This window comes from Kitasatospora sp. NPDC001095 (assembly GCF_053598615.1).
In genome coordinates, this window is sequence record NZ_JBSFKQ010000094.1 from 1 (window position 1) to 12,176 (window position 12,176).

The 12,176-nt window shown below is 73.3% G+C and carries 13 protein-coding genes and 1 pseudogene; 2 read left to right on the forward strand and 12 right to left on the reverse strand.

Annotation, left to right across the window (positions count from 1 at the left end):
• Positions 1–96: 96 nt before the first annotated feature.
• The 7 genes from ACWDBB_RS35540 to ACWDBB_RS35570 all read right to left on the reverse strand — a co-directional run bounded on the left by ACWDBB_RS35540 (position 97) and on the right by ACWDBB_RS35570 (position 5,914).
• Complete coding sequence (locus ACWDBB_RS35540; protein ID WP_449793551.1) at positions 97–1,356, reverse strand: SLC13 family permease; 1,260 nt, start codon at positions 1,354–1,356, stop codon at positions 97–99.
• 149 nt (positions 1,357–1,505) lie between these two features.
• Complete coding sequence (locus tag ACWDBB_RS35545) at positions 1,506–2,321, reverse strand: DUF4253 domain-containing protein (RefSeq protein ID WP_449793539.1); 816 nt, start codon at positions 2,319–2,321, stop codon at positions 1,506–1,508.
• A 165-nt stretch (positions 2,322–2,486) separates the two neighbouring features.
• Positions 2,487–3,494, reverse strand: a complete 1,008-nt coding sequence (locus ACWDBB_RS35550) for an aldo/keto reductase (protein WP_449793540.1) — start codon at positions 3,492–3,494, stop codon at positions 2,487–2,489.
• A 78-nt stretch (positions 3,495–3,572) separates the two neighbouring features.
• Positions 3,573–4,019 (reverse strand): hypothetical protein, encoded by a 447-nt coding sequence (locus ACWDBB_RS35555; protein ID WP_449793541.1) that lies wholly within the window; start codon positions 4,017–4,019, stop codon positions 3,573–3,575.
• 149 nt (positions 4,020–4,168) lie between these two features.
• Positions 4,169–4,678: a nucleoside deaminase gene (locus tag ACWDBB_RS35560; protein WP_449793542.1), complete on the reverse strand. Its 510-nt coding sequence runs from the start codon at positions 4,676–4,678 to the stop codon at positions 4,169–4,171.
• 100 nt (positions 4,679–4,778) lie between these two features.
• The gene (gene cynS / locus ACWDBB_RS35565) at positions 4,779–5,249 is read right to left on the reverse strand and encodes a cyanase (RefSeq protein WP_449793543.1); all 471 of its coding nucleotides are present in this window, start codon (positions 5,247–5,249) and stop codon (positions 4,779–4,781) included.
• Positions 5,250–5,329: 80 nt separating this feature from the next.
• Complete coding sequence (locus ACWDBB_RS35570; protein ID WP_449793544.1) at positions 5,330–5,914, reverse strand: carbonic anhydrase; 585 nt, start codon at positions 5,912–5,914, stop codon at positions 5,330–5,332.
• 135 nt (positions 5,915–6,049) lie between these two features.
• Here ACWDBB_RS35570 and cynR point away from each other — a divergent pair, with 135 nt between their 5' ends.
• A complete protein-coding gene (gene cynR, locus ACWDBB_RS35575; protein ID WP_449793545.1) occupies positions 6,050–6,958 on the forward strand; it encodes a transcriptional regulator CynR in 909 nt (302 codons plus the stop codon).
• Positions 6,959–6,987: 29 nt separating this feature from the next.
• Here the strand turns inward: cynR and ACWDBB_RS35580 are convergent, their stop codons facing one another.
• The 5 genes and pseudogenes from ACWDBB_RS35580 to ACWDBB_RS35600 all read right to left on the reverse strand — a co-directional run.
• A complete protein-coding gene (locus ACWDBB_RS35580; protein ID WP_449793546.1) occupies positions 6,988–7,398 on the reverse strand; it encodes a sigma factor-like helix-turn-helix DNA-binding protein in 411 nt (136 codons plus the stop codon).
• Between the two features lie 78 nt (positions 7,399–7,476).
• On the reverse strand, positions 7,477–8,262 hold the full coding sequence (locus ACWDBB_RS35585) for a helix-turn-helix domain-containing protein (RefSeq protein WP_449793547.1): 786 nt from the start codon (positions 8,260–8,262) through the stop codon (positions 7,477–7,479).
• Between the two features lie 18 nt (positions 8,263–8,280).
• Positions 8,281–8,505: a hypothetical protein gene (locus ACWDBB_RS35590; RefSeq protein WP_449793548.1), complete on the reverse strand. Its 225-nt coding sequence runs from the start codon at positions 8,503–8,505 to the stop codon at positions 8,281–8,283.
• Between the two features lie 492 nt (positions 8,506–8,997).
• Entirely contained in the window at positions 8,998–10,572 is a 1,575-nt protein-coding gene (locus ACWDBB_RS35595) for an RICIN domain-containing protein (RefSeq protein ID WP_449793549.1), read from the reverse strand.
• A gap of 337 nt (positions 10,573–10,909) precedes the next feature.
• Positions 10,910–11,239, reverse strand: a pseudogene (locus ACWDBB_RS35600) (haloacid dehalogenase); the annotation flags it as partial.
• A 279-nt stretch (positions 11,240–11,518) separates the two neighbouring features.
• Between ACWDBB_RS35600 and ACWDBB_RS35605 the strand changes: the two are divergent.
• Entirely contained in the window at positions 11,519–12,049 is a 531-nt protein-coding gene (locus ACWDBB_RS35605; protein ID WP_449793550.1) for a GNAT family N-acetyltransferase, read from the forward strand.
• Positions 12,050–12,176: the final 127 nt, after the last annotated feature.

A 12,176-nucleotide genomic window follows, 5' to 3' on the forward strand; every position in this document is an offset into this window, starting at 1 on the left:
GGGCGCGCTGCGGCGGCGCGCGCCCCCGCCGCGCCCCCGCCGGGCTGCGGCCACCCCCCGCGCGCCGGCTCCGGTCACGTCCCGATCAGGTGCCCATCAGGTCCCGATCAGGTGCAGGGAGGCCCACAGGGCCAGGACCGCGGCGGTGAGGGTGGCCGGGACGGCGAGCAGGCCCAGGCGGGTGAACTCGCGCAGGTCCACCGGCACTCCGCGGTCACGGACGATGCCGCGCCACAGCAGGGTGGCCAGCGAGCCGGCGTAGGTGAGGTTGGGGCCGATGTTCACCCCGAGCAGGACCGCGAGGACGGCACCCGGCCCGGCCGGGGCCGCCAGCGGCACCAGGGCGAGGGTGGCGGGCAGGTTGTTGATGGCGTTGGCGAGGACGGCGGCCAGCGCGGCGATGCCGAGCAGGGCCGGCAGCCCGGTGCCGGCGGGCACGAGGTGGGCCAGGCCGGCGGCCAGGCCGTTGTCCACGACCGCGCGCACCACGATGCCCAGCGCGAGGACGAACGCCAGGAACGGCAGGGCCGCCGAGCGCACCACCGTCGCGGGGGTGGCGTGGCCGCGGGCCAGGGCGCGCACGGCCAGGACGGTGGCGCCGGCGGCCGCCGCCCAGGCCGGGTTGACGTCCAGCACGGAGGCGAGGCCGAACCCGGCGAGCGTGCAGCCCACCGTGACCAGGGCGAACAGCGGCATGGCGGGGGCCGGTGCGGCGTCGGCGGCCCCGGTGGGGGCGGCGTCCAGGTCGGTGGCGAAGCAGCGGCGCAGCACCAGGTACTCGACGCCGACGGCCGCCAGCCACGGCAGCGTCATCAGGGCGGCGAAGCGGCCGAAGCTCAGGCCGCTGGCGGTGAAGGCCAGCAGGTTGGTCAGGTTGGAGACCGGCAGCAGCAGCGACGCCGTGTTCGACAGGTGGGCGCAGGCGTACAGGTGCGGTCCGGGCCGGGCGCCCAGGCGGGCGGCGGTGGCCAGGACGACCGGGGTGAGCAGCACGACGGTGGCGTCCAGGCTGAGCACCGCGGTGACCGCCGAGGCGACGACGAACACCTGGACCAGCAGCCGGCGCGGGCGGCCGGCGGCGCTGCGCGCCATCCAGGCCCCGCAGGCGCGGAACAGTCCCTCGTCGTCGCAGAGCTTGGCCAGCACCAGGACGGCGGCCAGGAAGCCGATCACCGGGCCGAGGCGGGCGGCCTCGGCCGTCGCGTGCTCCAACGGGACGGCGCCGGTCGCCACCAGCAGGGCGGCGGCCGGCACCGCGGCGGCGGCCTCCGGCCAGCCCCAGGGGCGGGCGACGGCGCAGATCAGGACAAGTAGCAGCAGGCCCGCGGACAGGACTTCGGCGCAGGCGGTGTTCAGGGGGTGCTCCTCGGGGGTGGGGTGGTCGGTGATCGGGCCTGGTTCGCGGCCCGGCGCAGCATGCCACACCGGCCGACGGCGGACGCCGGGCGGGTCCGTGCGCCCGGGTCCGTACCCCCGTCCTCCCCTCCCCCGGGGAGCAGGTCAGGTCAGTCCCACCAGAAGGACCACTGGTGGGCACCCACCAGCTCCTCGGCGTACTCGGTGAGGCTGCCGGAGCCCTGGAAGACCAGGTCCGGGCAGAAGGCGGTGTGCTCGGCGGCCAGCGGAAGCGCCGCGGCGAGCGTGTCGGGCGGCACGGGGACGCTCAGCACCAGAGTATCGAAGCCGACTTCGACGACCTGGGCGCCGAAGCGGCGCTCCCAGTCGGCGAGCACGGCGGCGATCTTGGCGATGTCGTTCTCGTGGTTCGTGGGGCCGCTCCAGCCGCACACCGCGAGTGCGTGGGCGCCGCTGTCGGCCCGCACCAGGCCGAGGCGGACGTCCTTGACGGAACACAGTACCTCGGCCAGCTCCCGGGCCTCGGCGCCGGCGGCGCCGTCCGGGACGGTGGCGGCGGGGGCGAGGCCGGGCCAGGTGCGGCCGTAGGGGGCGAGGGACTCGTCGATGATCTCGGCGTCCTCGTCCGTCTCCCCGTCCTCGTCCTCGTCGACCTGCTTCCACCAGGTGTTCAGCAGGGCGGCCGGGTCGTAGAGGTCGGGTATGGCGGCGTCGGTCTGGTGGAGCTCGCCGGACAGCCAGGGCCGGTAGTCCGGGCCGGTGCCGTCCAGCGGGCTCAGCAGCAGCGGCCACAGTCCGGTCTGCGGGTGGGCGCGGTGCAGCTGCCGCCACAGCCCGGCGGGCGCGGGGGCGTCACTGATCCACAGCAGCGGCCGGCGCCCCTCGTCCTCGGCGACCGTACGACCGGGCGGCAGGTCGACGGGCAGGGCGGCGAGGGCGGTGGCGAGGTCCGGGTGCTCGGTCATGCGGCTCACCGTAGGCGCCACCACCGACAAGGACCGCCGGGCTCCCCCGGGGCGCCTGGAGGACGCGGCACGGCCTCAAGCACGAGAAGTCGACCCCGCCGACTTCCCACGCGGCGGCGAGGTCCTCGGGGGTGGCTCCGCCACCGCGGCGATGACCTCAGGGGCTCAGGACCAGGGCAGCCCCGCCCGCGTGCGCCAGTACGCCTCGGCGGGCTCCGCCATGGTGGCGAGGGCGGCGAGGTCCTCGGGGGTGGGGCGCAGGGTGGTGGCGGCGAGGTTGGAGGTGAGTTGGGCGGGGGTGGCGGCGCCGGAGAGGACGGTGTCGGCCCAGGGTTGGGCGGCGGCCGCGGCGAGGGCGAGGGCGTCGGGGGTGGTGCCGGTGCGGGCGGCGAGGGTGCGCAGGGGGGCGGTGTCGGGGCCGGTGGCGTTGCGGCCGGCGAGGCGGCCGTTGGCCATGCCCTCCTTGACGACGACGAGCCAGCCGGCCGCGTGGGCCTCGGCGAGGGCGGGGGCGGCGGAGGTCTCCAGGAGGTTCCAGGTGGCCTGGACGGCGGTGAACAGGGGTCGGCCGTCGGTGGTGACGGCGAGGGCCCGGCGGATGGTGTCGGCCTGGGCGGGGCCGCTGGTGGACAGGCCCACGCGTACGCCTTCGGTGGCGAGGGCGGCGAGGCGCCGGTGCAGGTCGGGGTCGGTGAGGGCGGGGCTGTCGGGAGTGACGGAGTGGACCAGGTAGACGTCCAGGTGGTCGCCGAGCAGGGCGCGGGTCTCGCGGAGCTGGCGGTCGTAGACGGCCGTGGAGTGTTCCTTGACCTCGTGTGCGGCGACTCCGCTGGTGCGCCAGTCGGCGGTGTAGGTGTAGCCCCACTTGCTGCCGACCGTCACCTCGGCCGCGGCCTCGGGGTGTTCGGCGAGCCACTGGCCGAGGAACTCCTCGGCGCGGCCGTAGGAGCGGGCGGTGTCGAGGTAGCGCACGCCGGCGGCGTACGCGGCGTCGAGCAGGGTGTGGGTGCGCTCGCGCAGGGCGTCGACGGTGCGGTCGGCGGGCAGGTCCGTGTCGCGCCCGAGGTTGATGTAGCCGGGCCGGCCGACGGCCGCCGTGCCCAGGCCGAGGCGCGCGGGGTGCGGGCGCGCGGCGGGGGCGGGGGTCGGGGTGGCGGCGGGGTCGGTCGGCATGGTGGAGTCTCCTCGGGCGCGGTGGTTCTCACCTGGGACTTTAGTCGTGCCGCCGCGGCCGCAGGTGGTGCCGGCGGGCTACCAGGCGGCCCACCCGCCTGCCTCCGAGGACGACGGCGAAGACGGCGGCGACGACGGCGGCGACGATGCCGGCAGCAACGACGACGGCAGCGCCGCACGGGCGGCGCGCGCCGGGGCGGCCCCCTGGTCCAGGCGCAGCACGAAGTTGACGTAGTCGAGCGGCTTGCCCGGCCAGTGGCGGTCGTTGCTGGTGAGCAACTGGCTGCGCAGGCCGCCGTGTTCGGTGACGGGCCCGGGGGTGGTGCGCAGGTTGGGCTGCCAGCCGCGGCCGGGCAGGTGGTGTTCGAGGGAGAGCGTCCAGCTGTCCTCGTCCATCTGGATGGTGGCGCCGACCCGCCCGGGCAGCACCCGTAGTCCGTGTGCGCCGCGGACGACCGCCCGCTGGTCGTAGTCGGCGCTCCTGCCGACGACGGTGATCCGCCATGCGCCGTGGAACCTGAGCACGCCTGCCTCCTGACGCCGCGGCGCCCGCTCCGGCGGAGGGCGCCCCGTCAACGTCTACGGCTCCGGCCCGCTGCCGGGCTCAGTGGGCCCGGACCCGGCGGGATACCCGGTGGGGCCCGGGCCGGTTTCTCGGTCACTCGGGTCGCCGGTCACTCGGGTCGTTCGGCGGTCGGGGCGCCCGCGACGCGGCGCTCGCCGCCGTTGCGTTCCTGCCAGAAGCGGTACACCTCGACGGCGGCGTCGCGCTGCTCGTGGCGCATGGGCATCCGGCGTTCCTGGTAGGGCTTGGCGAACTCGGCGTAGAAGCTGTCCAGTTCGAAGTACTTGCGGTCGTCGACGTAGTGCGGTTCGTAGGCGTCGCGAGTGGTGAGGAAGACGACCTCGTCCGGCGAGCAGTAGTACAGCGAGCCCAGGCACATCGGGCAGGGGTGGGCGAGCACGTAGATGGTGGTGCCGGTCAGGTGTTCGGTGCCCAGCTTGGTGCAGGCCTCGCGGATGGCGAGGATCTCCGCGTGGGCGGTGGGGTCGTTGGTCTGGGCGACCTTGTTGGGGCTCTCCGCGAGGATCCGGCCGTCCTTGACGATGACGGTCGCGAACGGGCGGCCGCCTTCGGCGACGTTCTGGCGGGCGATGTCGATGGTGCGCTGGGCGAAGTCCACGGTGTTCCTCCGGAGTTGAGAGAGATGGGGCGGGCCGGATGGCTGTGCTCCCGGCCCGCCCGCTGCCGACCAGCGTGTCGCGTTTCGTCCTGTCGGTGCGTCAGAACGGCTTGGTCGGCAGGTACTTGCCGTCGAGGGTGATGACGGCGCGCTCGCCGCCGTCCGGGTCGGCGACCTTCTTCACGTCGAGCCGGAAGTTGATCGCGGAGATGATGCCGTCGCCGAACTCCTCGTGGACCAGGGCCTTGAGGGTGGTGCCGTAGACCTGGAGCATCTCGTAGAAGCGGTACATCGTCGGGTCGGTCGGGATGCGGTTGGGCATCGAGCCGCGGACCGGGATGGTCTGCAGCAGCAGTGCGGCGTCGTCGTCCAGGCCGAGCAGTTCGGCCACGGCCTTCGCGGACGGCTCCGGCAGCGGGTGCTGGCCGAGGACGGCGGCGGTGGTGTAGGCCACCGACAGGCCGGAGGCCTCGGCGATCTGCTTCCAGGACAGGTTCTTGCGGGTCTTGGCTTCGACGGCCTTGTCGGCGAGGGTCTCGCGGGCGGTCTGGCCGGCCTGGGCGTGCACCATGATCGGTACGTCCTTTCGGGGGGGTGTGTCACCCGCAGACGGGGGGACGCGGGAAGGGGGAAGGGGAGGGGGTGTGGTGGTCAGGCGGCGAGCGCGGGGGCGGCGGTGAGGTCCTCGACCCGGCCGGTGGGGATGTCGTAGACCCAGCCGTGCAGGGCGACCTTGCCTTCGGCGAGGGCGCGGGCGACCGAGGGGTGGGTGGCCAGGTTCGCCAGCTGGGCGTGCACGTTCTGGCGTACCAGCGCGGGGACGTCGCCGTCGGCGGCGGTGCGGGCCACGGAGGCGTCCGCGTGGCGCAGCCACGTGGCGACCGCGGGGGCGGCGCTGAGGTCGTGGCCCTGGGCGAGGGCGGTCATCGCGCCGCAGGCGGAGTGGCCGCAGATGACGATGTCCTTCACGCCCAGCGCGGTGACGGCGTACTCGATGCTGGCGGCGACGCCGTCGGCCTCGGGGCTGTGGGCGGGTACGAGGTTGCCGGCGGTGCGGATGACGAACAGGTCGCCGGGTTCGGTGCCGGTGATCAGCTCGGGGACGACGCGGGCGTCGGAGCAGCTGATGAACAGCGTGTCCGGGGTGTGGTGGGTGGCGAGGTGCGCGAAGAGCTGCGCCTTGGCCGGGAAGACGTCCCGCTGGAATCGGGCGACGCCGTCGGTGAGGTCCTGCACGGTCACTCCCTTCGGGTGGTGATCGGCCCTGTGGGCTGGTGGGATCCACCATGCATGACCTGCTCCTATAGTGTCCAAGAGCCTTTGACCATGGGATTCATTGGCCTCATCTATAGATGTGGTTACAGTGGTGCCATGGCCGCTCTCGAACTGCGTCACCTGCGCTACCTGCTCGCCGTCGCCGAACACGGCAGCTTCACCCGCGCCGCCGAGGAGCTGCACATCTCCCAGCCCACGCTCTCCCAGCAGGTCAAGCAACTGGAGCGGACCCTGGGCGTGCAGCTGCTGGACCGCACCGGCCGCGCCGTGCGGCTGACCGACGCCGGCGCCGTCTACACCGACCATGCCCGGCGCGCGCTGCGCGACCTGGCCGCCGCCGAGCGCGCCGTCCACGACGTCCAGGACCTCTCCCGCGGCCACCTGCGCCTGGGCGTCACCCCCACCTTCACCGCCTACCTGGTCGGGCCGCTCACCGCCGAGCTCCACGCCCGCCACCCCGGCATCGGCCTCACCCTCGCGGAGATGACCCAGGAGCGCATCGAAGCGGCCCTGCTCGCCGACGACCTCGACGTCGGCATCGCCTTCGCCGGTGCCCACCTGCCCGGCATCGCCGCCGCCGGGCTGTTCACCGAGGCCCTCAGCCTCGTCACCGGCACGGCGCGCGCCGAGGCGATGCCCACGCCACTACCGGTCCACGCCCTCCAGGGCGAGCAACTCGCCCTGCTCACCGGCGGATTCGCCACTCGTGGCCACATCGACGCCTACTTCGAGCGTCACCGGGCCGTCCCGCGCATCGCGGTCGAGGCCAACTCGATCCAGGCCCTCACCGAGATCGTCCGGCGCACCGGCCTGGCCACCGTCCTGCCCGACGCCATCGCCCACGACCACCCCCACCTCGCCCCCGTCCCCCTCGACCCGCCGCTGCCCACCCGCACCGTCGCCCTCCTGCACCGCGAGGGCGTCTACCTCAGTGCCGCCGCCCGCGCGTTCACCGGGCTGACCCACGACCTCGTCCGCGCCCGCGGCTACGCGCCCGCGCCGTAGCGGCCGTCTTCGACCTCGCGTCTGCCAGGTCAGCGGCGGGCCGCGGCCAGGGAGCGGAGCTGGACGTGGACGGCGGCGGGTTCGGTGCCGGTGAGGGCGGCGACCTCGGCGGCGGACAGGTCGAGGACCAGGTGCAGCAGCAGGACGTCCTGCTGGGCGGCGGTCAGGTGGGCGACCGGGCCCAGCGGCCGGGGGCCGGCCTGGGCGCAGACGCGGCGGCGCACCGCCTGCCAGGCGCAGGCGGTGGGGCTGGCGGTGGCCAGGGCGTCGAGCCAGTGGCCGCTGAGTTCCTCGAAGGCGGCGCGGACGGCCAGGGGCGCGTCGGCGGGCGCCAGGAGCAGTGCGGCGTAGTCGAGGTAGTGGCGCAGGTGGAGGTCGTGCAGCGCCCACAGGCCCAGGGCGGGCCCGGGGGTGGCCGAACGGCGTGGTGGTGTCGGCATGGTGGTGTCCCGGGGTGGCGCGGGTGGGTGCTGGTCCGCGGCCGGGGCGCGGGTGGCGCGCTCCGGCCGCGGACCGGGTCACACGAGCACCGACGGGTTGTCGTCGGTGCCTTCGCGGCCCGCCGTGGCGGGGTGGCCGGGGCCCTCGTCCCGTTCGGCGGCGAGGCTGTTGCGCAGGGTCACCCACAGGCGGAACAGGATGTCCGTCGAGGTGCCGGCGCTGGAGGACTGCATGGCCCGGGCGAACTCGCTGTGGTGCGTGCGCGAGTTGACCGGCAGCGGGGTGCGGGCGTTGTTCGTCCGGTCCCAGGCCGCCGCCCACAGGGCGCGGCGGGCCTCCCTGACCCCGCAGACCTCCATGTAGGCGAGGAACACGGGTTTGCGCAGCGGGGCCTCGCCCTTGAGGACCAGGGCCAGCGTGCTGGAGGGCAGGCGTCCGCCCCGGTCGCGGGCCCGGCGGTCCAGTTCCCGCAGGGAGGGCCAGTCCGCCTTGCGGCGCATCTCGTGCATCGCGCGGCGCAGGTCGGCGAAGGAGTCGGCCTGTTCGGGGTCGATCCGCCGGGGCGCGCGCAGTCTGCGGCTGCCCGAGGGGCGGGGCACGTGGGCCCAGTAGTTGGCCTGGACCCACTTGCGCCGGGCGGTCTTGAGGTCGCCGCCGCATTCGCGGGTGACGGCCTCGACGACCTTCCAGCTCGGCACGGAGCGCCCGCCGGCGGCCCGTTGCAGGGTGGTGGGGTGGTAGTTGGTCCGAGCAGCGAGCTGACGGTACGTCAACTGGGCCTGCTCGCGCTGCTCCCGCAGCCAGGCGGCCAGCCGGCCCAGCGCCGGCTCGGTCGCCTCGATCGGGTTCTCTCGGCGTCCCATCGCTGGCAGGCGTTCTTCCTAGACCCGCTCCCGTCGGAGCCTGGCGGCCAACAGGCAGCCTCCGGTGGCCAGTTCGAGCGCCGCTCCGGCCGACATGCCGGTCGCCACCAGGGCGGCGGCCAGCGTGACCGCCAGGACGACCACGACGACCACGGCCGTCCCGTACGGGCGCAGCGGTACCGGGTCCGCCGTCGCGCACGGGGTGGTGCGGGTGCGGATGCGCTTGTTCCGGTTCCTCTTCATCGAGGAGTCCTCCATATCACTGTCCACTCCAACTGGCGGGCACTTGTGCGGTTGGCGTCGCACTGGGTGCCCGGTGGCATCACACTCTGTCAGGCGTATGGGTGAATCCCAATCGGTTCCGTGAACGTCGCGCGGATTGATGCGCCACGGTCCCGGCCACTCGCCGCAATCTCGTGAATGCTCTACCAGAGAAGCACAGTTCAGCGAACTGAAACCGAATTTTGATGCGCCTTTGTGCAGCACGCCCTTGTGAGCCCCCTGGCTGGATGTGACGATTCGGAGTGCGGCGTCATCCGGACTCGCGGGTTCGGAACCCGGGGCGCTGTTCACTCCAACAATCGGGAACATCGGCAGCGGGCCGTGTTGGCGCATGGGTCCGTCCGAACAGCAGAGACCGCCCGGCCCTGGTGGCCCGAGCGGTCTCTCTGCGTTTTCCCGGCGCGTTTCCCCGGCACGCTTCCCCGGCCCGCTTCGCGGGCGGTCGACGTCAGGTCAGTCGCGGGTGGTCCAGCGCTGGGTAAGGCTGGTCGCGGAGGGCGCCGTGAGCGTCGCGCCCATGCCGGACTGGTTGCTGGGGGTGTCAAGGACGTAGCCGGTGTTCGGGTCGGTGATCTTCAGGCTGCCGTCGTCGTTCCGGGTGACCTGCCACTTCTGGGACGCGGACTGTGCGTCGGACGGCTTCACCGCGACGCGGTAGCTCGGGTAACCGCTGGACGTCAGGGAGAGGGAGGGGTTGCAGCCGTCGTGGATGCGCACCGTGCCGTCCGCGTTGGTGTCCAGCCGCCACTGCTGTCCGAGGTCGGACGAGCTCTTGTTGTAGATGGAGGCGTAGCTGGGGGGGAGCACCATGCAACCGCCGCCCTCGTGCGACAGCACGAGGTTGCCGCCGTTGGAGAGGTAGTGGGACCGGCCGTCGCCGACGGGCAGGGGCGCGTAGTAGATGGTGTGCTTGGCCAGCAGGTCGAGCGCCGCGCCGGTGGTGGCGAGCGGCGGGACGACGGCGGGGCGGACGGTCTTGAAGTAGTCGGCGAACGTGCCCGGCGTGCGGTCGGTCAGCGCCTTGAGGGTGCCCTGCCAGCCGCCGTCGACCTGCCGCCACAGGTCGAGCAGTGAACCGGAGATGTTGCCGGAGACCGTGTCCCCGGTGTCCCAGCCGCTGCCGTAGGTGAATTCGGTGCTGCTCCCGTTCGACCACACGTAGCGGTTGTCGCCGAGCAGGTAGGCGGAGACGGCGTCGGCGAAGCCCTCGACCCACGCGCAGGGGCGGCCCGCGCTCGACCAGATGTAGTGCGAGGCACAGACGCTGTCGGGGGGCCAGGCGCCGTTGAAGAGGCGGTGCATCAGGAAGTGGCCGCCCTCGTGCAGGACGGTGTGCTCCGAGTCGGGGTCGGCGTCGGAGAGGTAGACGGTGTTGTTGAGGTCGTACACCGGGCCGCTGCTCGCGCCGGGGCCCCAGACGACGGAGAGCTCGGTGCAGGAGCCGCTGTTCGGCTCGTGGGCGCTCCAGCAGGAGCTGACCGGGTTGTTGCGGCCCCACCACAGGAGGTTGAGGGTGTCGAGGACGTGCCAGGCCCGGGAGGTCTGGGCCGGGGGCTTGATGACGCCGAGGGAGGCGCTCGCGGAGAGGTTCTGCTGGACCGGCGAGTCCACGGTGTACAGGGAGCCCTGGGACAGGACCTTCCACATCCTGGTGCTCTCGGAGTAGAACCGCACCCACATGCTGTTCATCGTCGTGGTGGTCGTGGGGGTGTAGCAGAGGTTGAAGCCGCCGTCGGACACGGCGGTGAGGCCGTAGGCGCCGAGCACGTGCGGGGTGTCGGCGGCCTTCTCCCGGCCCCACAGCTCGACGTTGGCGTTGCGGACGGGCTTGGTCCGGGTGGGCTTGCCCGAGCCCTCCTCCGCGTTCTGGTAGTCGTACTGGAAACTGCCGCTCAGGCAGATCGGGCTCGCGGCGACCGCCGCCGAGGCGGGGGCCGCCGCGAGCGGGACGACGGCGAGCACGGCGAGCAGGGCCGTGCCGACGGCGGCGAGCCGGCGGGCCAGTCGTGTGCGCGGAGATATGCCCATCAAGGTCCTCTCGGTGGTGTCGCCGGGCACCCCGGAGGCGCTCGGCAACGGTCAGTGACGGTTCGCGTGCCCATGGTCGGTGCACGGTTCGGCCTGCGATAGGGCGTGCGGAAGCGGGCACAGCGTGCGTCCACCGCGCCCGCGCCGGTGCGTGGGGCAGAGCGCGACCGGTGAAGAACTCCTGCGGGGGCATGGCGGCTTGCGCTGTCACCCGAACCGGTCAGGAATCTACACAGCTCAGTCACGAAGGGAATGCGATACTCCGCTTTCTCCGTTTGAGATCGCAAACGGTCAAGTATTGACCGATACTGATCAATCGTCAGATGTGGGTGCCGGTCAGGATCGCCCCGGCCCGCACGGTCTGATTACCGGCGATCGCCAGCCACAGACCATCCGCCCGGAGTCGGGCGAAGGCACCCCGGACATCCGGATAGAGATCCTCCTCACCGAAGGTCTCCGGCCGGCCGGCAGCCGCCCGCTTCTCCCGCTCCTCGTAGAGGTCGAAGCCGGGGGCGAAGATCTGAAAGGCTTCCCGGTAGTCCCGGCCCTGCGCGATCACCGCCCCGAACTGGGCGACGAACGTGTGCCGCGGCACCCCCAACCAGTCGGCCCAGGTGCCGTACTCCCGGGTCTCATCGACCAGGCACTCCCCGACGTCGAACACCACAGCCTTGATCGTCACAGCCGCAGCCTAGTGGGGCGAGGACGTCCCCTGACGTCCTCGCCGAACCGCTCATGACCGACCGCATGGATCTGTCCGGCGCTTTCCGGGCAACGGTCCTCGTACTGTTCCGGCGGGCCGTGTCACGAACCGGCTCGCCAGGGCGAAGCCTGTGCGCCGGGTGGGAGGCCTGGTTTCATGCGGTGCTGAAGAACACCCGGCGCCCGGCGGCACACCGGACCGGACTCGGGCCGCCCACACCCACGCCACCTGGAGGACCACCGCGTGAGCGTCGAACTGCGCCACCACACCTCCCTCGCCCCCGAGGCCCGGCAGGATCTGCTGGACGTCTACGCCGACGTGCGGGCCCCGCTGCTGCACCGGCCGAACTACTGCCTCGCCGCCTTCGTCGAACGCCTCGACCGGCACACCGCCGACCCCGGCTTCGAGCTCGTCCTCGGCTACGACGGCGAACTGCCCGTCGGGTACGCCTACGGCAACACCGTCGACGCCGGCGACCGGTACTGGAAGCGCATGGGCGAGCCCCTCCCCCACGGCTTCACCGACACCCCGGCCCTGGCCGTCAAGGAGATCGGCGTCCGCACCCCCTGGCGCGGCACCGGCGCCGCCCGCCGTATCCACGACGCGCTGCTGGCCGGGCGCGCCGAGGGCCGAGCCACGCTCATGGTGAACCCGCTCGCCGGGGACGGCAAGGTCCAGCGGGTCTACGAGGCCTGGGGCTACCGGGCGTTCAACACCCAGCAGCCCACGCCGGACTCGCCCCGGCTGACCGTGATGCTCCGCCCGATCCGCTGAATCCCGTAGCCGCGCCTGGCGCCCCGTGCCCCGGGCGGCCGGACCGAGGGCGATCGGGCGGGACAGCGCCTGCCGGAAGCCGGGGGCGAAGCGGGCCGGCGGCACGGCGGCTCCGGAAGGGGGCGCG

Excerpts from the sequence above, each read along its gene's own strand:
- ACWDBB_RS35550 (WP_449793540.1), bottom strand. The coding sequence starts at position 3,494 with ATGCCGACCGACCCCGCCGCCACCCCGACCCCCGCCCCCGCCGCGCGC.
- cynS (WP_449793543.1), bottom strand. The coding sequence starts at position 5,249 with ATGGTGCACGCCCAGGCCGGCCAGACCGCCCGCGAGACCCTCGCCGAC.
- ACWDBB_RS35590 (WP_449793548.1), bottom strand. The coding sequence starts at position 8,505 with ATGAAGAGGAACCGGAACAAGCGCATCCGCACCCGCACCACCCCGTGC.
- ACWDBB_RS35595 (WP_449793549.1), bottom strand. The coding sequence starts at position 10,572 with ATGGGCATATCTCCGCGCACACGACTGGCCCGCCGGCTCGCCGCCGTC.
- cynR (WP_449793545.1), top strand. The coding sequence starts at position 6,050 with ATGGCCGCTCTCGAACTGCGTCACCTGCGCTACCTGCTCGCCGTCGCC.
- ACWDBB_RS35585 (WP_449793547.1), bottom strand. The coding sequence starts at position 8,262 with ATGGGACGCCGAGAGAACCCGATCGAGGCGACCGAGCCGGCGCTGGGC.
- ACWDBB_RS35580 (WP_449793546.1), bottom strand. The coding sequence starts at position 7,398 with ATGCCGACACCACCACGCCGTTCGGCCACCCCCGGGCCCGCCCTGGGC.
- ACWDBB_RS35545 (WP_449793539.1), bottom strand. The coding sequence starts at position 2,321 with ATGACCGAGCACCCGGACCTCGCCACCGCCCTCGCCGCCCTGCCCGTC.